Below are 25,961 nucleotides of genomic sequence, written 5' to 3'. Positions count from 1 at the left end.
GAAAAACAGATGCATTTGACCAAATACTTTTAAAAAAATTGCGAAAACCGGACATTATATGCTAAATAGCACAACCTTCTGGAAGGTCATATGCAAGAAAGATAAATGTAGAACACACAGTATTTGTAATAAAAAGAAGATTCAACTATAGTAGAAGCACAACACTTCAACATGAAAAAACAAAGCTCAAAGAAAAGTTTAATCTAATAGAATAATTAAGGTTTCATTGCCAAATCCATTATACTGAATGCACCTCCTTTTTTTCTAGGAGACGGAGCTCCCATTCCAAAAGCAGAACGAGCAAATTCTTTATTCATTCTTTTAGAAACATCATTGAAAATCATTTTATATGCGGTGCATTGAGGGTCAACAGCCTGTGGAGTTTGATATGCAACAATAGCATTGTAAGGACATCCCCCTTCACAATATTTAACATGCCTGCATTTTTTACAGTTTTCATCAACATATTCTCTGAATTCCTGAAGTTTTGCCCATGCATCTGATGACTTTAAATCATCGAAACTAGGATTTGTGGCAACATTGCCTAAAACATACTCCAGCATTCCCACAAAACGATAGCAAGGATAAATTGAACCGTCAAAACCTACAGCCAGTGTAGTTCCAATACAATCAGCGAAAGTGCATAAAGTACCTCTTCTTCTAAGTGAGCTTCTGCAGATATGATCCAAATCCATTATTGTAAATTTATCTAAGTCATAAAGGTATTTATCCAACCAATCGATTAAGAGCTTTCCATGTTCCTCCTGATCAAGTGCCCATGGATCTGCATTATCTCTCCTTAGAGAAGGTAATGCGGCATGAATCTTTAAATTCATTTTTTCTCCTTTGAAAAAATCATATAATTCATCAGAGAAGTCTTTAGAATAATCAGTTACTGTTAAGACAAAGTTAATGATTAAACCTTTGCTTTTAGCTAATTCATAATTATGCATAGTTTTATCATAGTAACCTACTCCCCTTTGAAAATCATTAATTTCCTTTGGCCCGTCAATACTTGTACTTACAACTACATTGTATCTAAGGAATAAATCAATTAACTCCTCTGTCAAAAGCCAAATATTGCTTTGAAGAGAAAATCCTTCAAAATTATCCAAGCTTGAAAGTTTTTCTAAAGCATATTCATAAAAGTCATAACCTGCAAGGAGAGGTTCTCCACCATGGAATGTGAAATGAACTTTATCATCCCTAAAATCAACTAACCAATCAGCAATTTGGTCAATAATTGCAGTATCCATCATTTCTTTTTTATGTTCAGAACCCCAGCAATATTTGCATCTTGATGGACAGTTAAGGGTAGGAATAACCATTACATGAAATGTCATTTTTATCCGTAAATTTTATTTAATTCCATTAATAACTTTTTCTTTTCATCAGGATCCATTTCATCATTTACGAAAAATATGTAACCACATTCTTCACATTTTACAGTATCCATCTCAGCATGAGCCCTGTGATTATCTAATAATTTTCTGTGAGCAATCTTATCCTTTGAACCACATTTAGGACATGGTGCCAATAATTCCTCGAGTTTCATTTTTCCACCTTAATAATACTTTTATTTTTAAAATATATAACTTTATATAAAAATGAAATTAACGATTTAAAAATTTAATTACATGTTTATAAATCGGAAACCCAACATTCATTACAAAAGAAAGTGCAAATTTGCTTCCGGGAAATTCAAATTCCTTTTCAACTTTTTTAAGCTCCTTTATAATGTCTAATTTTTGAGGACATTTCCTTAGACATTTTCCACAGCCATTACATTTACCCGCATTGCCTGCATTTCCCATGATTCCTCCAACATACTGATAATAGTCAAGGAAAGACTGATTGATTAATCCTTTATGGCCAAATAGATATTTTTCATTGTAAATTTTCATGCATTCAGGAATATTGACTCCTCTAGGACAGGGCATACAATATCCGCATATTGAACAATTAATCCTTAAAGAATTTCTCATTACTCTTTTAACAAGTTCGACTGTTTCCATATCCTCAAAACTCATAGATAATGGAGGAGTATTATCGGCTACTTTTAAATTCTCTTCAATTTGCTCAGAACTATTCATTCCAGACAGCACGCAAGTAACATTGCGATTATTCAAAACCCATTCTAAAGCCCATTCAGCATTACTTTTATTAGGGTTTGCCTTTTTAAATATTTCTTCAGCTTCAGCAGGCATTTTTCCAGCTAAAATTCCGCCTTTCAATGGCTCCATTACAAAAATTCCCAATCCTTTTGATGCAGCATGCTCGATTCCTTCCATGCCGGCTTGGATATCCTCATCAAAGTAATTATACTGAACCATTACAGCATCCCAGTCAAAACCATCAACAATTAATGGGAATTCTTCTTTTGGACCGTGATATGAAAAACCGACATATTTTATTTTACCTTCCCTTTTAGCTTTAGAAATAAATTTAAATAAATCTTTTTTAAGTAATCTATTAACAACCTTTAAATCAACTGCATGAATAAAATAATAATCAATACAATCCCTCTGAAGGCGATCAAGCTGTTCTTCTAAAAATTTCTCCATATCCTCGTATTTTCTAACATTGATTGTAGGCAATTTTGTGGAAATTTTAACATCAGCATGCTCGTCAGTGAGAATTTCACCTAAAAAGCTTTCACTATCCCCATATAAATAAGCAGTATCTATAAAATTAACTCCCCTATCAATAGCCTGATAAATCAATCCTTTTGCTTTAGTCCTGTCAATTTTACCATGTTTTAATGGCAATCTCATAGCTCCAAATCCCAATGGGGAAATTTCTTCACCTGTCTTTAGAATAATTCTATTCTGCATAGTTATCTTTTAGTTATCCTAATAAATTTATCTTTAACAATTTTTAAAAGTACGCCTACACCATGACTGACCGGCCCTTTAGTAGATGAGTTTTCAACATCATACTTAACTGTTATCGGAACTTCAAGAATCCTTAAATTATTTTCAGCTGCATCAGCAATCATTTCACTTTCTATTCCAAAACCGGGATCTCTAAATTTATAGCAAAAAATAGTATTGCCCCGAAATGCTCTAAATCCACTTTGTGAATCAGTTACACTAGTTCCCGCCGTAACATTAGTAGCAATATCCAATACTCTTTGACCTACACGCCTATAAGCCGGAGTATTTTCTTCAAATCCGTCAATATACCTACTGCCATTTACAAAATCAGCACGGCCTTCTAAAATAGGCTTAACTAAATCAGGTATTTCCTCTGGATTATGTTGTCCATCACCATCAATAGTTACAACAACATCATAGCCATCGACATTGTTAAAAGCATCTTTAAGTGCAACACCTTTTCCAAAATTAGTAGGATGTTTTATAATAGATGCACCAGCATTTTTAGCTATTTCAGAAGTATTGTCCTTACTTCCATCATCAACTACTAAAACATCATCAGCATATTGGAGTGATTTCTCAACAACACCTCCAATAGTTGCCTGCTCATTAAATGCAGGAATAACAACAATGGTTTTCATTTTATTCTATTCTATAATAAAATTTCATCCATTCAACAGTTCTTTTAATACCTTCTTCAGGTGGAACTTGAGGATTGTGTTTTAAATCACGAATAGCTTTTGAAAAATCAATAGTTTTAACTTTTGTTGTGAATTCTTCAGCAGGAGTATAAGCAACTAATGAATCATCAACACCAACAGCATCCAAAACCATATCAGAGTATTGTTTGATATCCCTTTCCCATTCTTGTTTACTTCCAACATTGTAAACTTCCCCAGGAATAAAATTATCAACAATATTTGCAAAAGTTCTTACAGTATCTTCAACATAATCGATGATTCTTTTATGACCCATGTGAACAGAATAAGGAAGCCCATGTAAAGCTTTATAAATAAAAATTGGGATAAAACCCTTATATGGAGAATAAGCTTCATGAGGACCATAACAATTAACCGGCCTTACACGTACTGTTTCAGTTCCAAACATAGTAGCTGAATTCATACACATTAACTCTCCAGCCCATTTTGAAATAGCATAATCATTCATTTGGTAAGTTTGGGAAATAGGTATGTTTTCCATGACATCTTCACTCATAATTCCTTCATAATCCCCATACACTTCAGCTGAGGAAAAAGAAATCATTCTAAATCCTAATTTTTCTTGAAGTTTAATCATGTTTTTTAAACCAACTACATTGGTTTCCCAAAGGTTTTCGTAATATCCCTCACCGTTCCATCTGCCGTATTCAGCTGCTAAGTGGTAAACATAATCAAATTTATCATTATCCTCAAAAATTCGTTCCATTTGACGATAATTCCTCACATCTCCCCTTACATAATCCGAATAAGAATCAGAGTATAAATCAGCTTCACCTTCATGGTGAAGTAAATCTACAGCCAAAACTTCATGACCTCGACTTCTAAGTTCATTACAAAGGTTTGTTCCGATAAACCCACTTCCTCCAGTTACTAAAATTCTTTGAGTTTCCATATTCACTCCTCATTTATCATTTCTTTCATGTAATTAATCAGATCCTCTTTAGATTCCGGATCATACATTGCAAATTCAATAGAAGTTTTTAGCCATTCGAATCTATTACCAATATCATAAGTCTTTCCTTCAAAGGTTACACCATAAATAGCGTCTAATTTTTGAAGTGCATCAGTTAACTGGATTTCACCACCAACGCCAGGTTCAGTTTCATCGATTTTATCAAAAATATCCGGTGTCAAAACATAACGCCCCATAATAGCAAGATTAGATGGTGCTTGATGAGCTAATGGCTTTTCCACTAATTGTTCAATATTATAAACATTATCTTCAACTTCCCTTCCTTTAATGATGCCATATCTTTCCACTTTTTCTTTTGGTACAGCTTCAAGGGAAATAGCTGAAGCGCCGTATTTTTCATGAACGTCCATTAATTGTTTGGTGCATGGAGTTGGACCTTTAGTAATTGAATCTCCTAAAAGTACTGCGAATGGTTCGCCACCGACATGTTTTTTAGCACAGTAAATAGCATCTCCAAGACCCCTTTGTTCCTTTTGCCTTACATAACAAATATCCGCCAAATCAGTTATGGCTCGAACTTGCTTTAAACGGTCATCTTTACCTGCGCTTTGAAGGGTTTGCTCAAGTTCAAATGATTTGTCGAAGTGGTCTTCAATTGAACGTTTGTTTCTACCTGTTACTATTAAAATATCATCAATACCTGAAGCTACTGCTTCTTCAATAACATACTGAATAGTGGGTTTGTCATAAACTGGCAACATTTCCTTAGGTTGTGCCTTTGTAGCAGGTAAAAATCTAGTTCCAAAACCTGCTGCGGGAATTACAGCTTTCATAATTATCACCATATAAAGTTTAATTATCTATAGATTTTAATTTAATAAGATAAATAAGTTATGAAAAAAGAAAGTATAAAAAATAGTAAATTATAGTTATTTTTTAACTATAATTCTGTTTTTATTTGTTAAACCATCATGCATGGTTTTAATAGTGTATTTTCCAACTTTAAGATTTTTAGGTAGTTTAAATATGGCTACTCCTTTTTTATTGGTTTTTATTTTATAGAGTTTGCCCTTGAATTTGACTTTAACTAATTGAGTGGAAGATTTTTTATCCTTAAAATTTAGAACCTTAACCTTGAATTCTGCTGATTTCTTAACTTTTTTGAAAATATCTTTAGTTATCAAAGTGGTTTTAACAGTTATCTTATTTTTGACTTTAACATTGGCAAATTGAGTAGTGATTTTATATTTTCCAGGTTTTAAGTTTAATTTTAAAGTTGCATAACCTTTTTTATCAGTTTTAACCTTATAAGTTTCCCTGTTTAGTGTAAATTTAACATATTTGCCAATGGCCAATTTTCCATCCGCTCCATAAACACGAATTTTAAAATGCCTAGATTGCTTATAATATTTTTTTAGGTTCCCAGATACAATTTTTGTCTTTGGAACAATTCTGACTGTGATTTTACCATCCTTATAAACAACCTTTATAAAACCGTCCTGATTGGCTTTTATAGATACGGCATTTGGAGTATCAAATACAGTAAAATTTGAAAAAGAACCGTTTTCATAAAGCAAAAAGCTTCCATTAACCACAACAGTTTTACCTTTAGTTATAAATCCTTTATCATATGTCACATTCAAAACGATCCAATTTTTTAAATTATCAATTTTAGAAATAGGAGCATTTCCCAATATATCTCCCCAGAAATTATAGTCAGCAACTACATCTCCATAAATTGAATTTATACCATTAGAAGATATTAAAAATGAATAGGATATGTTTCCATTCTTACCTAACCATATTAAGTCTTTTGAAAAAATTGAACCTGCATTGAAGAATTTTGAAAATCGAATTGTGCCGTTATCCCCAAACCAAGAGACTGCAGCTCCACTCCAAGCATGGTTGTAATAAAATTGACTTTCTAAAATTCTGCCAAAATCACCTCTCCAACAGATTGCTCCACCACTGTTAGGATAACCAACATTATTGTTTGTAAAAATACATTTAAAAACAGTGCCGTTTGTACCATTCCAAACAATAGCTCCACCTTCATTGGTTTTTGCACCTACTGGTCTCTGAATATGTATATGGACAATAATTCCATTTTTATCGATGTATTTTTTATCCTCAACAAATGGGTCATCTTCTATTCCCTGTCCAGTGTTGCCAGTGAAGTTACAATTTTCCATAACTCCATTTGCTCCATTCCAATAGATTGCTCCGCCTCCGACATACTTTATATAGTATTTTCCATAGGCATTGCCATTAATAAAGTTAATATTTCTAATTACCACATCACAGGCAGTAATATTAAAAATTCTTGACAGGTGATTACCATTCAAAGTATAGCCATTGCCATCAATAGTGATTGATTTGTTTATTAAAATACCTTTATTTGCACCGTCAACGTATTGATAATCATTTGTTAGTGTTAAAATACCTCCTTCAGGAGTATTATCAATTAACCGAGCTAACACGTCAAATGAATCAGCATAATTAATTTCATACCGTGTGTCAACAGCCAACTTATTACAATAAACAATTGAGGTATTCACACAGTTGTTGAATAAATCCTTTGGAGAGTTATTTGTAAAAGTAGAATTGCATATAATCGCTTTATCAGAATTTAAGTCTATTGCACCGCCAAAATCCCCACAGCTATTGTTTTCAAATTTGGAATTTAAAATTTTAATATTGCGAGCAAATTTAACTGAAATGGCTCCTCCTGAAAATCCGCAGCGATTATTTTCAAAATTACAATGATTGATTGAAATATTTTTCCCCTTTAAACATATTGCTCCACCGTCATTGTTTACAGTCGCAATGTGAATTTGATGAGGATCAAATCCTTCACCACAAGTCAAGCTTAAATCCGCACCAGTAACAGCAGAGTTGTTTTTAAAATTACAATCGGTAATGACACCATTGGTTCCACCCCAATAAACTGCTCCACCACCAGATACAGCAGAGTTATTGGTGAAATTACAGTTTGCAAGTATTCCATTATCCCCCCACCAAGAAATAACTCCACCTGCAAGGCCATCTGCTTTTGAATTGACAAAGTTAATGTTTTTGATTACCACATTATCTGCTTTAACCCAAAATACTCTTGAAACATCGGGAGCATCAATTGTATGATTATTCCCATCAATAGTAATCGATTTCTCAATTACAATATGTTTTTGGGAAGTATTGGTTAACCGATAATCTTTTTCTAAAATTAAAGTGTTATTTTCAGGAGCAAGATTAATTTGACTATCTAACTCATTAAAATCAGTAGTATTCAACTCATCAGCACTAATAATCGGAGCGCAAATTAATATTAAAGACACTACTGCTAGAACAAATGTTAATTTTTTATACAAAGTATCACCTTTAAAAATATATAAAGTATATTTGATTAAATCATAATATAAATGTTGTCTCTTTCAAAAACTTGTGTGATAAATAGTTTTTTCGATTAATCTATTCCTTTAAAATTTTCAAAACAACTGATTAATTAGCTTTAAATTATAAAAATAACTCCAAAGAAAAAGTTTTAATAAAAAACTTGCAGATATTTAAATAACCTAAGTTTTTGAAAGATCCGAAAAATAAGTTCAAGTAGTGCGGGGGACGGGACTTGAACCCGCGAAGGGACTGACCCACTAGGCCCTCAACCTAGCGCCTTTGACCGCTCGACCACCCCCGCATAAAACAAAAGTAGTTATTAAAAATTATGTTTATTAAGTTATATAAACTTAACGATTTTAAATTAATATTATGGAAATTTCCATAATTTTCTCATTTTTTAAATCTTCAATTAAGTTGCTATCAAGATCACATGCCGCTTTATCGGCTCTAATCATCAATGTACGTGAGCATGTATAATCACTGGTTCTACAAACAATATCCGTCTGATGAGTTAATGTTAAATCTTCATGACCATATCCATTTATTTCATCATGACCGTTTTCTGTATCCAATATAACTTTAATTTTAGTATTGGAGTTAGCTATTTTATCCTTAAACTCCTGTGGGAAGTTCAACATTGAACTATCTGCACCAGTGCCAATAATACAATCTGCAGTCGGACCAATTTCAGCATCTTTTGTTATCTCAAAAGTAGATTTGTGAAGTGAAGTTACATTTTTGTGACCTTTACTTTTAAGTTTGACAATCATGATTAATAATTGGTTAGAAAAACTAATAAAATTTTTCCTACTGAATGCTTAAAAATTCAGTTGATTATTTTAATAGTTTTTGATGAAAAATATAAAATAAAAATATGTATTTTTAATTAAATAAAACATTATTGAAAAAAATGGGACATAGCATAGAGTTAATCTACCATGGAAAAATAAAAATGAAAAATTTTAACAAAACTTAATTTATAACTTTAATGGTCTTAGCTATTTTAAATTTGCCATATTTATATACTATTTTATAATTACCAACTTTATATGGTATATTAAGGACAATTATAGCATTTCCTTTCTTATTAGTTTTAGAAGTGTATTTTTTGCCTTTGAATTTAAAAGTAATCTTTTTACCTTTAAGGATTTTGCCTTTTTTATTAACTAATTTGACTGCATACTTAATTTTTTTACCTTTTTTAACTTTGAAATTATCAGTGATTATGATTGATTTGACCATGATTTTATTGGATACTGAATATTTATTATAAGTAGATTTAATAGTATGTAAACCAACCTTTAAATTAATTACTAGAGAAGCATAACCCTTTTTATCAGTTTTAACATTATAAGTTTTTCCACCTACTTTAATTTTCACACAAACTCCAGCACCAACATGTTTGCCATCATGACCATAAGCACGCACCTTATAAACTTTTTTAGCACCCCAATATTGGATTATGTCCTTATTTTCCACCAAATAATTATAGATAAATATTTTATTAGTAACCTTTTCACCGGTAACCGGATTTACAGTTGATATTATGTAACTTCCAGGAGCAAAATTAATATTTAATCTGGAAATACCATTTGGCAATGTTTTTGTGGTAAACGTTTTGGTGCCAATTTTAAAAGTAACTTTGGTATTCGCTAGAACCTTCCCATTTGAATCACAAAATACGGCAAAATATTGTGTTCCACTTCCATATAGCTTAACAACATCAATTCCTTCAACAGTTGGGAATATCATGACATTTGCACTGGCATTTGCAGATTTGTACTTAGTAGTTTCATTGAAATAAACATATGCTGTGTAATTTCCGGATGTCAAATTTAAAATTAAATAAGCTTTTCCAGAAACATCTGTTGTGAGTTTATAATTTTTATTATTAATGATTACAAAAACATTCTCTCCACTTAAAACCTTTCCCTTAGCGGATACAAGAGAAATAGTTAATTTTTCACTACCTTTATAAAACATTTCAATATCGCTAACCGTGACATTAACGTCTAATAAATTGTCACTCACTTCAAAATTGCCCTCACAGTAACTTGAAGAATAATTATCATCACCTTCAAAAGTCCCGCTATATGTATAACTGCCCTCATTTAATTTGCCAATTACAAATGTTAATGCACCATTTCTAATTGTAACAGAGTAAGATTTTGAGTTAACAATTAGTTTAATTGTTGCATTTAACTTTTCACCTTCACTTGACACTAATGTAATTTTTGCAATTATCCTATCGTTTAATCCAACATCATTTATTGAAACATTCAAAATAGCTTTTTTCTGAGTAATGTTTAAAATAAATGTAGTATTTGATGGGCAATAATTAGAATCTCCCTTGTATTTTGCAATTACAGTGTATGAACCGGTTTTTAAAGGTGAAATATACCAGTTTGCAGTTGAATCAACAATCACCTTATCTCTTGGAGTATAATATCCCAACATACTAAAACTAACAACACCTGTTGCATTAGTGCTTAAATTAGCATAGATTCTGATATTTTCTCCTAAATATGCTCCTTTAGTATATAAAACAATTGTTGAATTTGCTTTTTGAACTTCAAATGAGGTAACATTGGCTGAAGATATATAATAATGATTTCCCAAATAATTTGCAGATATATTATATTTTCCTGCATTTAATCCCGTGAAGCTCCATTTTGCAATTCCATTTTTGATTTCAACATCTTTAATTAAATGTCCCACACTAAATCTCACAGTTCCAGTTGCATTTGTATCTAAAATAACTATTGCAGCTAAATTTTCACCATAATGAGCATTGTTAATTTTTAAAACAACATTAGAATAAGAAGATTTTACATAAAATACTGAGGATATGGTGAAATTATTGTAATTTTTATCTCCCCCATAACTAATTACAAATGAGTAATTACCCTTTTGAAGACCAGACAATTTTATAGAAACCTGTGAGTTATTAATATATTCTCTATAAACTGTCCCATTAACAACGAATGTTATTTCGCCTGTAGCATTTCCAAGATTACTTAATGAAATGATTTGATCCATTTCAGGAGTTACATCATTTGCAACTAAATTATAACTAGCGTCTGCCTTTTTAACTATGAAAGTAGTTAAAACTTCATTTGAACTAAATAAATCATTTGTATAAATAGCTTTAAGAGTGTATGAACCTGCATCAATTCCGGATAAATTAAATACGGCAGTTTTATTTACAATATTTACACTGACATTTAAAATGCCATCTATTATGAAATTAACTTTACCTGAGATTCCTTCATCAAAACTGGCTTTAAACTCTCCATTTTCACCATAGATTATATTTTTACTAGTTAAATTAAATTTAATGTCCTTTACAGTTATGGTATTATAAATTGTTGTGTTTTTATAAGTTGTAGCTATACTATATTCCCCACTAGGCAAATTCAAGTTAAACTCTGCAAATCCATGGCTATTAGTGGTAACATTATAAGATTTGCCTTCAAAAGTAATTGTTAGAGTTCTGCTTGGTAAAGGAACACCATTTACTTCCAGCAATCTTACCGTATAATTAAAATCATTATATTGCCATCCGGTGACGTTTTTTCCTATAAATACAAACTCATCAGCCACGCCAATTGTGGTATTCCAGTTACAACCATAGTGATACTTATCACCATCATAATAAACATAGATATAATTGGTTCCCTTATAATAATTAACATTGAATGTAGCTTTTCCACCTGTAAGGTTTAATCTGTATTCTTTATAGTTAATATAAACTCCCACGACTCCAGTGCAATTATTTGGAATACATTCAACAGTTATTGTTCCATTTAATTTATTTTCATCATAATTTAGCTTCACGTTTAAACTGGAATTTGCTTTTAATACTTTAAATGTTGCTGAAGCATTAGATGGGTAATATTTTGAATCACCCTTAAATAAAACCATCACATTATAAGTTCCACCTGTAAGATTTGATAAACTAACCGTGGTTGTTGCATTATCCAAATTAATTGTTGTATTAAAATTATTTATTATTAAAGTCGCTTCACCCCTTAGTGAATCTGGTGAAACTATGACTTTAATTGTGACGTTTTCACCGACATAAACATCTTCAACACTTAGATTTAAAGCTGAAACATATTTATTGACTTTTAAAACACCACTTGCATTAAACGATTTATAATACATGGTTTCAACAAATTCAACAGTGATGTTGTATTCCCCTTCAGCAAAGTTGCTTAATGAAATAGTAGTGTTGCCATTGTATAGATAAACTATTTTTTTGCGAACTCCGTTAATATACAAAAAAGCCTGACCTTGAACCCCTTTTGGAAGTAATGTAACTATCACCCTTCCTTTTTGATCAATATATATTTCCGGAATTGTTAGGGACATGTTAACATCTTGTTTTTCAACATTAACTGTTTCATTGTTAAATGCCTTAAAATAATCGTCATTTCCATTATATCTTACCTTAACAATATGCTTTCCCGGAACTAAATTTGAAACAGTGATGTTGGCTTTTCCATTTGTTAAACTAACTGTATATACATTATCATTAATAATTACAGAGACATTGCCCTCTACAACACTTGAATCATGACTGGTAACTTCAATATTAATGTTTAAATCATCACCATAAGTTATATTATTATCGCTGGCAATGTTTACATCAGTGTAAATTTTACCAACATCAACAATTACGCCTTGAGAAAAAGACCCTATGCTTGCGGTAACAATCCATGAACTTTTAACTTGACTGTGATTGAATATGAATGAGGTTTCACCACCGGTCAATGCTTTTACAATGTTATCCGGCATGAAAGTCACGTTAAATATAGGCAATAACTCAATTTTAGGCAAAACATTACTGCTACTTGACCAGAATGCAGAAATTTCAACATCATCTCCAATGTCAAGTTTTGTATAATCCGGTATTAAATTAAATATTAACCAAGAATTAACTAAGTCAACATTAATTCTATTTAAATCAGTGAATGGATTTTCATTTGTACCCCACCAATTATAATCAAGGCATAACTCATCACCAGAATAAATATAAACATCTTGTGAGATGCCTTCAAATCCTAAATTATCCGTAAATGCATTATAAGTTAAATTTAAATTTCCACAATTGTATATGTTAGGAGATCCTTTATATGCTGACATTGGTGTTTGATAATGTGCAGTATTATTTCTAAATATGTTGCCATATGCTGTAAAGTTTCCTGAGTTATAAATAGAACCAAACATGGTGTCGAAGCTTGCTCTTTTAATATGATTATTTTCTATTTTCGAATTCGTCAAGATTAATTCTCCGGCATTATAAATAGCCGAACCCTTACATTCTTGAGCAGTGTAGGAGTTTGTAATGACACTTGAATCAATGACAGCATATCCATCGTTACCAATACCTGCACCATAACCAAAATCAACGCTTTTTGATTTATTTAAAACTGAACTGTTGATTAATAATCTTCCTTTATTATAAACACAACCGCCATATGACAATAATCCTGATGTAGATAATGCAGTATTATTTTCAAAATAAGAATTCAATATAGTCAAATCACCAAAATTACTAATTGCCCCACCGTAAATACTCTCGTCAATTGTATCATAATATAAGACATTATTTTTAAAGGTACAATTATCAATTACCACATTTGAATTTTTAATGTCAATAGCTGCCCCATAAACCTGATGATTATAATGCACAGAATAAGAATTTGGAGATTTATAAGCATTAACGAACTGTATATTTTTAAATGTGACAGTTATATTATCTGAAACAATAAATAAATAGTTTTTATTTTTCCCATCAATAATCGTGTTTCCAGAACCTATGAAATTTAAAGATTTGGTAATGTTCAACCTAGTATTTTCCAAACCACTATAAGTTCCGTCAGCTAAATAAATATTGTCATCACCACCGGATATTGAAATAGCCTTGGAGATTGTTTTAACAGAAGATTCATTTGAAAATCCATTATTTGAATCCAACCCAAATATGGCATCAACATAAATAGAATTTTGATTTTCACCTAAAAGGTCTAAACTATCCTCTGTTTGATTAACATTAACATTATTTGCACTTACAGCAGATATTGTTAATAAAACTAAAACAATGAAAGTTATTAATACCAATTTATTAAATTTCAAATTAAATACCTCATTTATTTTAATTTTAACTTTATAAATTATAATTTATCGTTGATAGATATAGTTATATAATAACAAGGTATTTAAAAGTATCATAAAAATTAAAAATAAAAAAAAGAGAAAATCAGTCAAAAATGACTAATTTTATTTAAAATTTAATTTTTTCCGTCTAAGTCCAATAACAAATAATATCAGCATAGGTATAATGAAAAATACTGATGGAATAAATTTATTTATCTCGTTTTTCTCATCAATTTCGTAAATCTTTTTACTGACACTTGAAGACTCGCCAGTTGAAGATTCATCAACACTTTTGGTTGATTTAGATTGACTTGCAATTGATTCACTTCCGGAATCGGATGGGGAATCATCAGAATTATTTGAATCAGCATTAACCTTATGACCATTATAGGAAGTGTTGTTAACTTTACCACTTTGAGTATTGGAGTTAATATAGTTCATAATCAATTCCTTTAAAGACATGATAGTCTTGGTAGAATTCCCATTTCCATCATTATTACCCTGAGACTCGCCATTGTGTTGATTATTGCCATTTTCCTCAATAGGTATCACCCAACCTTCTTCACCCTCATGACTTCCAGATTGATTAGAAGATCCCGGAATTAAAGGATTGTAATGATGATTATTTGTATCTTCATCACTGGAAATTTGACTGCCGTCAATATTATTTGAAATATCATTATTATTAGTTGGATTATAATTAAATTCCTCTCCGTTATCAACATTATTTTCATGATTAGCAAAATAATTAAATGCGGAAATTACCGGATTATTGTAAAATTCCATATTTTTATGAGCGGACAAATCTCCATATTTATATCCATTGGTGTTATTTGCCTTAGGATTATAAGTTACTAATAAATTATTAGCTACTGTTGAATTAACAGAACTTAATAAATTAACTGAATAATAACCATCACTGAATACAGTATTGTTTTGAATATCATATTGGTGGTCTCCAGAAGTACTTTGATGATAACTAACCCCATATAAATTATCATTAATTGAAACATCACCAACACTGTGAACTTCAATTATATTATGTTGAATTATAGAGTGAGTATCTTGTGATTCAATACCTGCCACTAAAGCCCATTCATGTGTACCTGCTAAACCTGTTACATTGATTTTATTGTATGTAATTGATAATGAAGTTGCACCATAGAAGTTTTGTGAATAAACACCAATGTTTGGACCATTGGAAAATGAATACAAATCATTATGAGTTATATTTACATTAGCAATAGGACCTGTGATTTGAATCGGATATGCAGTACCAGCAGCTAACTTACCTCCAGTTGTGATAATTGAAATATTATTACCAATAACTGTCAGATTTTCCAAATTATAAATATCCAATCCATAAAGATAATTATCTACTCCCGGAAATGTTAAAAAGTCAGACATGTAGATAGAGTTATTAGCTATTAATGAATTATGAGACTTAGATATTAACATTGTATCTAAAGATGGATATGCACATTGAGGGCGTTTATTAACTTCAGATATTAACTTATTTCCTACAAATGTTAGGTTATCACATCCGCCAATTCCAACAGTCAATACTAAATCAGAAGCAAGTTCTGCACCATTTGCGCCAAATATAATATCTTTAAGAGGCAAAGCTGATGAAATCGTGTTATTTGCAACTAAAGCATTATCACAATCTACTATTTTTAAAGCACAATTATAAACCTTTACATTATTATTATGTCCTTCAAAATTAATGCTGCAATTAATCATGCGAAGATTTTTAACAGCTCTGTTGCCTATTCCTTCTACATAAACACCATATGCTTGAACATTAGTCGGAACAACATAATTAATATTAAGATTAATCAAATTTGCATAATCTGAATAAACTAAAACACCCGCATAATCATTATTTGCAAATTCACTATCAAGATCGATATTTAAATCAGACAAAGTAATATTTTTTGCTTCTAAATTAAATACGCAATTTTTTAAGGAATATCCCATACCTTTAATAGTTACATTTTCTGCATTAATTGTTAATTTACCTAAATTTTCAAAATTCTCAGCAAAAATTACTGTTTTGCCATTAAATCTTGATTTTAAAACACCACTATCAAAATAATCATCAATATTCTTTGATGTGACATATACGGTATCATCAACTACCAAATCAGGTTCATCGGGAATTTCTTCATCAATAGAATTTAATACAGTGCCATTAGCAATAGTTGAAACTTTTTCAATGCTTACTCCTTCTAATGATGAATTATCATCAATTTCAGTAGCTGAAAGTGAAGAAATACTCAGAACACCATATATAATTATTAATCCCAATATCAATTTCCAATTTAAACCTATATTTTTCACCCCTTCAAAAGTTTTACTTTTTCAGAGATTTTAAAAATATATTTTTAAAAATCACTTAAAGGCAATAGAGTATATATAAAAATTAGTTTATAAAGTTATCTTTAAAATTAATTAAATTTGAGTATAAAAAAAGAAATAATTAGAAGAGTGAAATACTCTTCTATTTAATTGTTATTTTTGCATTTGTACTAGATGCCTCATACAACAAGTATTGCCCAGCATAAGAAATCTTAGCTGTGTATTTACCTTTTTTGGTAAGTTTAAGTTTAAATGTTGCTTGACCTTTCGCATTAGTCTTAGCGGTGTATATTTTACCGTTAACTTTTAAAGTTATCTTCTTACCAGCAGCTAAATACATTTTACCGTCAATGTTTTTGACAGTCGAAAGTGTTACTTTGTATTTTTTGGTTTTTGCAGTTGCTTTGTATGCTTTTGAAGATGCTTTAATGTAGGTAGGTTTTTTAACAATAATAATTCTATTTACCGCAAATGAAGCATTATTGTCTTCATCACCTAAAAATGCAGATGCAAATGTGTATACTCCAGCATTTTGCAAACCAATTAATTTATTGACAGTACCATTTTCATCAGTAGTGTACCAAGCCAATATACCATTGTATCCAATACCAACTGATTTGTTTACTAATGGATTGCCACTAGGATCAGTGAGACGCAGTGAGTAGTATCCTCCTTTTTCACCAGTTATGGCTTCACAAGAGTATTGAGTGTAATCTTCAGAAGTAATCACACTAGAATCAGTTACTTTAGCCATATTCTTTAATGAAATTGAGATATTGCATCCAAGCAAAGCATCTCCCCCTTCATAATTAATACATACTAATTTATCAGTAACATTAGAAATTGCAAAAGTACCTTTTTCATCGGTTGTAGTAGTATACTTTACACCATCAATAGTATATGAAATAGCAGCATTTGCAATAGATTCACCAGTACTAACAAGTAAAGTAGCAGTTATTTTACCACATTCAACAGTGATATTATCAAATTTAGTGCTGAATTCTTCTAAAAAGATTGAAGTTGCTTTGTAAACTGAATCATGTTTTTCATCACCAGAGTAAATCACAACGATACTGTGATTTCCAGCAGAAATACTATCAATAGTATATGTAGCATTTCCATTCACATCTAAAGAAACAACCACTCCAACACCATCAACAATAATACTAACATTGCCAGTAGCATGAGGAATATTAACAGTTACCTTCACATCTTCACCAACCTTAATATCCCCAGGCACCATGATATTTACTTCAGGAATTTCTTTTGAAACATTGAAATGAATACTTTCTACCTTAGGAAGATAATGATTATCACCAAGATATGCAACAACAACACTATGATTTCCAACAGAAATACTATCAATAGTATATGTAGCATTTCCATTCACATCTAAAGAAACAACCACTCCAACACCATCAACAATAACATTAACATTGCCAGTAGCATGAGGAATGTTAATAGACACAATAACGTCTTCACCAAGTTTTATTTCACCAATAGCAACATTTACATCAGGTGCTAATTTATCAACAGTGAATTGATTAGAGCAATTAGAATGCATATAGAATAAATTACCTTCAGAGTATGCAGATACAGTATAAGTATTAGCATTTAATCCAGATACAATTAATATAGCTTCACCATTTACAAGATTAAGAGAGTATTTTTTACCATCTAAAATTACTTCAACAGCAATTGATATATTTTCACCAGATTTAATGTGGATTTCTGCATTTTGACCAACGAGAATATTCTCAACCTGAATACTTAATTTAGGGTCAATTGGGAAATTATTTTTAACTGTGTTATTCACATTTTGATAAGTTACAGCAGAATTTCCAGTTAAAGCACTAGAGTGTAATATGTTATTAACTACAGTGTTATTAGTAGTAGATTTAAGATCTATAGCATATTCTGTTGTAGTAGAATTAATGAAGTTTCCAGTAATTATATTGTCATTTGAGTTTACAGTTACAAGATCTGATACATTATTTTCTGTGAATGTTGTGTTTTTAGCAGCAGATCCAACATTTACAGTAGTCAGAATAGTGTTTTTGGATGCAACAACATTTTTACCATTAATTGCTAATGAGTTAACGGTATTTCCAGTTAAAGTACATCCTTCGGTTGCAGTTAAAGCTCCTTCGGCAATATTGTTATTTTCTACTAAACTGTAAGTGCCGACACTCATTGATCCTCCGCCGGTAATGGTGTTGTTTCTGTATATGTTTTCGGTTGAAGTAGCGCCCCATTGATTGACAATTGCATTGCCTTTAAAGTTCAATATGCTGTTATTTTCAATAATGTTGCCTTGTCCGCATACAGTAATTCCGTACATGAATGGGGAAGCGGGAACTTGGGAGTTGATTATGTTGTTGGTGTAGTTTACAAATTGAGGAATTTCTCCAGATCCCACAAATATGTTGGAAGACAATACATTACCAGAAGATCCAGTAATTAAGAACTCATTATTGTCAAATGTTGCATATTTGCCGCCTTTACCTAAAACAACACAGCTTGAGCCAGTGCCGCCGTTTTCAAATTTTGAATTTTTAACGGTAGTGTAGTAGGCATTAGAGTGTATGGACAAGAATCCTGTACCTGCGCCAACACCGCTCATATTAGCTTTCATATAGATATCATCAACAGTTACGTAAGAAGCGCCTTTGATGAATAGATCGCCGTTAATAATGCTAATGCCTGTGATATTAGTGTGGTTTGCACCCTCAACAACATTGAATTTTACCCAGTTACCAGGATTTACTCCACTGTCAAATACAGCATCCCCAGTAGATGAAATAACATTTACAGGTGAGTTAATGTATACTGAGTAAGTATTACCTATAAATGGTCCCCGGAAGTCTAAAGTAGCTCCTTCAGGAGTAGGCAATAAGTATCCATTTTCATCAAAGTAGTTGAAGAATGTGGAATTGGTAATGACTCCGTCTAAAAGTCTGAAAGTAGTATTGGCTTCACCAGCATTAACCAATTCACTACCATTATAAGTAACAGTTACATTGTTAACATCAATTAAATCAGCAAATTCAACCAATTGTGATACTTTTCCATTAATAAGTGGCAAATCTTTAAATTCTTTATTATTTACTTTGATAGTTACATTACCTCCAGTAGCATTTGTAACAGATACAACAATGGTAGCATCATATCCTGCAAATACATTTGGAACATCAATAATTATTTCAGCCAGATATGGAGGGTAATTGTTTTTAATAACATTTCCATTACCAGACACAATAGTTGCAGCTGAATCGCCCCATAATTCATGACCATGCAAATTGTTAGTGGTTACATTAGAATTAATAGCATTTAATAGATATACTGAATATTTACCTTTAGTGAATATTTGATTATCCCTAATATCAAATGAATGATTCCCATTTATATTCTGAGCATAGCTTATACCATATAAATAATTATTTTCATAATAATCACCAATGCTTTGAGAGTAAACTGTGTTATTGTATACTTTAGCAAGAGTATCTTGGAGTTCTATTCCTGAAACTAAAGACCAGGAACTAGTATTAGTTGCTAAACCAGTTACATTAATTAAGTTATTGGTTACAGTAATATAAGATGCACCATAATAGTTTTGTGAGTAAATACCTAAAGTAGGACCGCGACTAATTGCGGTTAAAGTATTTCCGTCAACTAAAAGACCTTTGTACGGACCAGTTAATTGAATTGGATAAGCAGTGCCTGCACCGTTTGTACCTGCAGTGGAGTTAACTAAAATGTTGTTGCCCATTATTTGAGCATCGTTACAAGTGTATAAATCTACAACATTAGAGTAACCTGCACCGGTAGTTATGAAATCGGTTTGAGCAATAGTGTTTTTACTAATTAATAAATTAGTTACATCCTTAGCCATGATAGAATCAAGTGTTGGGTAACTTCCATAAGCACCAATTACATTAGTATTTATTCTTGCATTAGCAATTGTTACATTTTCACTGCCTTGAATACCAATAGCTAAAACTAAATCAGCATCAATGCCGGATTCTTCGTAATCCACATCACAAGCAGGCAAATTAGCATTTATGTTTCCACCAGTTACAACAACATTGGTTGAATCACGAACTTTAATAGCATATTGGTGATAACCAACACTTCCAATAGAATTACTAACAATGTCAATGACTATTCCGGATACGGTTAAGTTATCTACACCATTAGCAAATATTCCATATGCTTCACTATTTGCAACAGTTTCATAATTAATTTTTAATGCATTTAAACTTACATCATCTCCAGCAACATAAATAGCAGAACCAGAAATTCCATTATTAAGGATTAAAGTAAGATCCCTTAATGTAATATCCTGAGATACAACATCAAAAGTAATATTATTAAATATGCCCAATTTACCATAATTATTAAATGTCATTGGTGCTGTGAATGTTATTTTATTAATTCCTAAATCTTTAGCATTGAATGTGTCCCTGAAAGTTAAAGAATTGAATGGAATATCAGTGTACATGTATCCATCTTCATCAAAGAAGTCGAAGAAGTTAGATACGTAAATATTGTTATTGTTTCCGCTGACTTTTATAGAACCTGTTCCGAAGTTTTCTTCAAATAATCCTCCATTATCCCTGTATTTAGCAACCACATCATAAGTACCTTCATCTAACGAAATAACAAATTTGCCCTTTGCAATACCATTTGCAACTGTTAAATTGGCAAAAGAGATGTTATTAATGAATAATTCTATATTGCCTTGATTTACGATTGTTCCGCCATCATCAGTTACATTAATTACATAAGTTGGCCTATCCCCTTTTTTAACAGTGATATTTTCTAACTTAACATTAATAGTGGAAGATATCAAGTATATCATTTCACTTTGATTATCGACAGTGACTTTAATATATTTTAGGGTTAAAGGAACATTATAAACATAGCTGAATTCACCGGATTCTAATTTACCTTTAATATCGCCATTAGATGTTGAAATAGTTACATCACGAGGTATGCAAATTGGGTTTTCCAATTCTCCAACAGCAACTCCATTATTGTATGAATTGATATTGGCAGTAATTGTTACATTTTCACCAGCCACAATTTCAGTATCATTTGAAACTGTTAAAATAGCCCATCTGTTTAAAGTTACTTTATCTGAAACAAATCCTTTAGGTGAATCGTTAGTTCCCCACCAGTTATCATTTGCAGTTACTTTAGGAGTAGTATAACTAGTTACTCTTGAATAAATTGTATAATTTGAATTATCCAAGTTATTGATGAATACGGAATTTGCAATATTCGCAGTAGCAGCCCTGACATAAATGGCTCCACCACCAAGACCTTCAACAGAGTTATTTTCAAATAATGAGTTATAAACTGTTAAGGTTTCTTTAATATCCTCATATGAACCAACAAAACTTATCGCTGCTCCACCATGATTACTTGAAGCATCTTCACCTTTAGCAGTGTTAGAAACAAAGTTGCATGAAGTAATATTGGCTTTATTGGTGTTTACTATTTCAATAGCCCCACCTCCTGATCTTTCAACATGGTTTGAAGTGAAGTTGGAGTTAGAAATTAATAAATTATTCTTAGCCTGTTGTACGAAAATGGCTCCTCCGCCGAAATTGCCTGTACCTACAGCACTATTATTACTAAATACAGTACCTTCAATTATTAATTCAGGAGTTACACCTATTCCTGCATTTTGAGTGAATATTGCACCTCCATTTTCCTTAGCTTTGTTGTTTTCAAATATTGAATTCCTGATAGTTAAAATACCTGCGTTGTAAATTGCACCACCGTTTTTAGCGGAAGTGGAATTAGCAAAAGTACAATTTTCAATAGTTAAGTTTCCTGCATTTCCAATTAATGCACCACTTTCACCGGTAACATACCCATTTGCAAAGGTAACATTAGCTATGAAACCCTTAGCATCAGCTCCAAAGTATAATATCCTGTTGGCATTTTCACCATCAAATATTACATTACCAACACCAATTATAGTTAAGTTTTCACTTATATATCCTAAGTTGCCGGTTTTATAGGTGCCTGCTAAAACAATGATTTTTCCTTTTGAAGAAATTTCAATAGCATGTGCCAAGGTTGCAACAGGTTCTGCTTCACTACCTAAATTAGCATCGCTACCATCAGGAGATACATAAACAAATTCAGTGCCCAATGGAATTTTTGCAACAGCATCTTTATACGAAGCGGTAATATACTTATCATTTGCATCAATTGTGTAAGTTGTAGAAGCTTCACCATTTGCAACATCGACCTCTTCATTTAAGTTACCGCTACTAGAAGTGAATGTTACCTTTAAACCATCAGGCAATACCCTATTATAATTAACAACACTACCATCAGCATATACTAAAGAACTGAAAGCAGCATTAATTGTCACTTCATCACCAATTTGAGCATCAGCCGGATTAATATTAGCAGTTAATGCTATCCAATTTCCAATATCAATATTATCGGATACCTTATCACTAGGTTCGACATTGGTTCCCCAGAAGTTTTCATTAACATCTGCAACGTATGATTTATTATCGGCATAAATTGCTCCATTTACGTCACTGAGGATAATGGAATTAGTAATGTTTAGTTTATTCAATCCAGCAGCAGACAAAGGATTAGAGGAATTACTAACATGATATTTTAAATAGATTTCAGAACCATTATCGGCAACATTGTTTTTGAATACAGAATTATTAACAGATATTGCACCAGCAGAAGCATAAATTGCACCACCTTGACCAGGTCCCCCACCAGTAAGAGCAACATTGTTTTCAAAGTAACATCCATCAATATCCATAGAAGCATTATTGTTTACGTAAATAGCCCCGCCTTTACCTCCATAATAAGTTCCAGAGATGGCAGTGTTATTTATAAAACTACAATTTTTAACAATAGCCTTGCCTGATTTTCCTGTAGAATAAGCAGAAGAAGTACCACTTACATAAATACCAATACCCGCACTTCCACTTGAGGAAGTACCTTTATTTCTAAAGAAGTTTGAATTATAAACTTCAGCATTGGAACTTGAAATATATAACCCATATTTTAAGAAATTATCAGTAAAGTTACAATTATCCACATGTAACTTACCCTGATTTTTGACATAAATACTGCCATAACTAGTAGAAGTTTTATGAGCGGCATTGTCACTAAATACAGAATTAGTTACAGTTAAATCAGCACCATCTACATATATCAATGATTGGCGATATGTTTCACCACCATTTTTAGTGAAAATACAATTATCAGCAATTAAAGTCGCATTAGTATCCATACGAATAATGGAACCTGAATTAGACTCATTACAATTAGTGAATGTAATTCCAGAAATATGTAAATTACCAGATTTTACATATAATGCCCTACCTCCTTTACCATCAAAGATGACAGTGCCATTAGAAGATATGTATAATGCAGCAGTAGTTTGAATATTGTTTACAGCATAAGTACCTGCATTAACAATAATTTTACCACTTTTTCCTTCTCCTTGAGCTAATTCTACAGCTTTTGCTATGGTTTTAACTGGAGCAGCAGCACTACCGTTATTAGTATCATCACCAGCAATAGCATCAACATGAATTATTACGGAAGGAGGTGCATTATAAAGTTCCGGAATTTCAACTGTTAAATCTTCACCATTACTTAATTGGTAAGTGCCATCGTTATCAATAACCCAAACATCAGCAACCACACCATCAGGCAAACTATTAGATCCCCAATAATTATAATTTACATCATAGTCTCCCCCATCAGCAAATCCGGTACCGTAAGTATTGCCCCTAATGTTACAGTAGTTCATAGTAAACTCTTTATCAGGCGTTTTATATAATGCAATTTTAGGACAGGAATTGTTTGCAATTACTGAAGTTGTAATGTTTATAGAATGAGTATCATAAAAAATTCCATCCCCAGCAGCACCATTTGAATTCTTCAATACAGAATTATTAACAATTCTTGAATTTTTAATATTAAGATTGCCTGAAGATCTAATAATCGAATTTGATATGACATTACAATTTGAAATTGTAAGATTAGAGAAGTATGCGGTTGGTATGGATGATCCACTACCATATAAATAAACAATTCCCTGCATTTGGCCACTAGATCCCGAATATGTAGAATTATCAATTAAAATATTTTTAAGATTATAAACACCATTACCAGTTAAATAAATACCCCCAGTTCCAGCTGTGGCGCTAGATTTGAAATTAAGTATTTTTATGTTTTCAATGGTTGCAGCAGCTGAAGTATATATTTGGAATGCGCCAAATTTACTAGAGCAATCAATAAAAGAACAATCCCCCATATATAAGTCTTGGTTTCCACCAATTCTCATAGGAAGATTAAATTTACCTGCATTTACATCCTTAAATGTTAAATTTTTAAATGAAAGAGCAATTCCATTCTCAGATATTTTAAAAATACCTGCATTAGAAGAATTAGAAGTAATTATTACACCTTCTTGGCTTTCACCAACAAAAGACATGCTTTTTTTTGGAGAAACTACAACATTTTCGGAGTATAATCCATTTTTTATAAAAATAGTTTCCCCACCAGTAACTTTATCCGAGTTAACAGCAGCAGAAATGGTTTTATAAGGATTATCCTCAGTCCCTTGTTCATCATTACTTGTTGAAGAACTATCAACATAGATAGTGTCTCCACTCGCACTTACAACTTCCCCACTATAATCACTGGTTAAGTTAGTATCGTGCGTAATATCTTCTGCACTAACCGTACCGATGCAAAATACCATCAATACGAATAGAACCATACAAATAAACGTATTTTTATCCAAACTTTTCATCCAATCACTCGATTCAATGATTTTAAAAATTATGAAGCCCACATAAGAAAAATTAAACTGAGCTTTATATGCTTTAAATTATAAAAATAAAGCCAAATATCAGGAAAAAGTTTTTAGTAAAAGACTTGTTTAAAGTGAAATCACCTAAGTTTTTGAAAGTGTCTAAAAAGCAATACTATCAAGTTAAGGTTTTTTAGATTTTTAAAATCCCTGGCTTTTGCTTGTTTTACAATTTTTGTTCCAATTTTTATCTTTATCTCTTTCTACATTTGTTTGTGCAGGTATTTTCGTTGCTACAAGTTCTTTTGAGCCGATTTCCATTATTTCTTTTATTACTTGTTGTATTTCGTCTTGGTTGTTTGTTAGGAGTCTTGGTAGTTGGTCTTTGATTTCTCCGATGAGTGTGTTGATATTGGAGTGGTATTTGTAGGCGTATTTTGCTGTTTCTTTTGGTTTTCTTGTTATTTTTTTAGTTCTGCATAGTTTTTTATTCCTATTAGTAGGTTTAGTAGGAATATGTGGCTGTAAAAGTCTTGTTCCATTATGGTTAGTCTTCTTCCACTGAATTTTTCAATGTATAATTTGTTTTTTTTAAACATGTCATAATCGGTTTCTACTTTCCATCTTTCACCATTATTAATATGCTTTAATTCTTCGGATGTTGCGATTTCTTTTGGTAAAATTGGTTAAATAGTATTTTCTGTTTCTCCAGTTTTTAA

The 25,961-nt window shown here is 31.5% G+C and carries 11 protein-coding genes and 1 tRNA gene; all 12 read right to left on the bottom strand.

The window, feature by feature from the left end; all coding sequences use genetic code 11:
* Positions 1-215 precede the first annotated feature (215 nt).
* A complete protein-coding gene (locus Q9968_RS02495; protein ID WP_305513155.1) occupies positions 216-1,343 on the bottom strand; it encodes a TIGR04083 family peptide-modifying radical SAM enzyme in 1,128 nt (375 codons plus the stop codon).
* Between the two features lie 2 nt (positions 1,344-1,345).
* The gene (locus Q9968_RS02490; RefSeq protein ID WP_305513153.1) at positions 1,346-1,555 is read right to left on the bottom strand and encodes a TIGR04165 family Cys-rich peptide; all 210 of its coding nucleotides are present in this window, start codon (positions 1,553-1,555) and stop codon (positions 1,346-1,348) included.
* Positions 1,556-1,613: 58 nt separating this feature from the next.
* Positions 1,614-2,834 (bottom strand): aldo/keto reductase, encoded by a 1,221-nt coding sequence (locus tag Q9968_RS02485; protein ID WP_305513151.1) that lies wholly within the window; start codon positions 2,832-2,834, stop codon positions 1,614-1,616.
* 2 nt (positions 2,835-2,836) lie between these two features.
* Positions 2,837-3,517 carry a glycosyltransferase family 2 protein gene (locus Q9968_RS02480; protein ID WP_305513149.1) on the bottom strand — a complete coding sequence of 227 codons (681 nt, stop codon included), beginning with the start codon at positions 3,515-3,517 and terminating at the stop codon, positions 2,837-2,839.
* Between the two features lies 1 nt (position 3,518).
* Positions 3,519-4,487 carry an NAD(P)-dependent oxidoreductase gene (locus Q9968_RS02475; protein ID WP_305513147.1) on the bottom strand — a complete coding sequence of 323 codons (969 nt, stop codon included), beginning with the start codon at positions 4,485-4,487 and terminating at the stop codon, positions 3,519-3,521.
* 2 nt (positions 4,488-4,489) lie between these two features.
* Positions 4,490-5,341 carry a UTP--glucose-1-phosphate uridylyltransferase GalU gene (gene galU / locus Q9968_RS02470; RefSeq protein ID WP_305513145.1) on the bottom strand — a complete coding sequence of 284 codons (852 nt, stop codon included), beginning with the start codon at positions 5,339-5,341 and terminating at the stop codon, positions 4,490-4,492.
* Positions 5,342-5,437: 96 nt separating this feature from the next.
* Positions 5,438-7,876, bottom strand: coding sequence for a hypothetical protein (locus Q9968_RS02465; protein ID WP_305513144.1), 2,439 nt, complete (start codon positions 7,874-7,876; stop codon positions 5,438-5,440).
* 242 nt (positions 7,877-8,118) lie between these two features.
* Positions 8,119-8,202, bottom strand: a tRNA-Leu gene (locus Q9968_RS02460).
* Positions 8,203-8,260: 58 nt separating this feature from the next.
* Positions 8,261-8,674, bottom strand: a complete 414-nt coding sequence (locus tag Q9968_RS02455) for a DUF371 domain-containing protein (protein WP_305513142.1) — start codon at positions 8,672-8,674, stop codon at positions 8,261-8,263.
* Between the two features lie 202 nt (positions 8,675-8,876).
* Positions 8,877-14,045 carry an Ig-like domain repeat protein gene (locus Q9968_RS02450; protein ID WP_305513140.1) on the bottom strand — a complete coding sequence of 1,723 codons (5,169 nt, stop codon included), beginning with the start codon at positions 14,043-14,045 and terminating at the stop codon, positions 8,877-8,879.
* Positions 14,046-14,189: 144 nt separating this feature from the next.
* Entirely contained in the window at positions 14,190-16,376 is a 2,187-nt protein-coding gene (locus Q9968_RS02445) for a right-handed parallel beta-helix repeat-containing protein (RefSeq protein ID WP_305513138.1), read from the bottom strand.
* 193 nt (positions 16,377-16,569) lie between these two features.
* On the bottom strand, positions 16,570-25,242 hold the full coding sequence (locus Q9968_RS02440; protein ID WP_305513136.1) for an Ig-like domain repeat protein: 8,673 nt from the start codon (positions 25,240-25,242) through the stop codon (positions 16,570-16,572).
* Between the last annotated feature and the right edge of the window lie 719 nt (positions 25,243-25,961).

The sequence above is a fragment of the Methanobrevibacter sp. V14 genome, assembly GCF_963082475.1.
Lineage (GTDB): Archaea > Methanobacteriota > Methanobacteria > Methanobacteriales > Methanobacteriaceae > Methanocatella.
This window is presented reverse-complemented; position numbering and strand designations above follow the sequence as displayed.

Excerpts from the sequence above, each read along its gene's own strand:
- Q9968_RS02495 (WP_305513155.1), bottom strand. The coding sequence starts at position 1,343 with ATGACATTTCATGTAATGGTTATTCCTACCCTTAACTGTCCATCAAGA.
- Q9968_RS02490 (WP_305513153.1), bottom strand. The coding sequence starts at position 1,555 with ATGAAACTCGAGGAATTATTGGCACCATGTCCTAAATGTGGTTCAAAG.
- Q9968_RS02485 (WP_305513151.1), bottom strand. The coding sequence starts at position 2,834 with ATGCAGAATAGAATTATTCTAAAGACAGGTGAAGAAATTTCCCCATTG.
- Q9968_RS02480 (WP_305513149.1), bottom strand. The coding sequence starts at position 3,517 with ATGAAAACCATTGTTGTTATTCCTGCATTTAATGAGCAGGCAACTATT.
- Q9968_RS02475 (WP_305513147.1), bottom strand. The coding sequence starts at position 4,487 with ATGGAAACTCAAAGAATTTTAGTAACTGGAGGAAGTGGGTTTATCGGA.
- galU (WP_305513145.1), bottom strand. The coding sequence starts at position 5,341 with ATGAAAGCTGTAATTCCCGCAGCAGGTTTTGGAACTAGATTTTTACCT.
- Q9968_RS02455 (WP_305513142.1), bottom strand. The coding sequence starts at position 8,674 with ATGATTGTCAAACTTAAAAGTAAAGGTCACAAAAATGTAACTTCACTT.
- Q9968_RS02440 (WP_305513136.1), bottom strand. The coding sequence starts at position 25,242 with ATGAAAAGTTTGGATAAAAATACGTTTATTTGTATGGTTCTATTCGTA.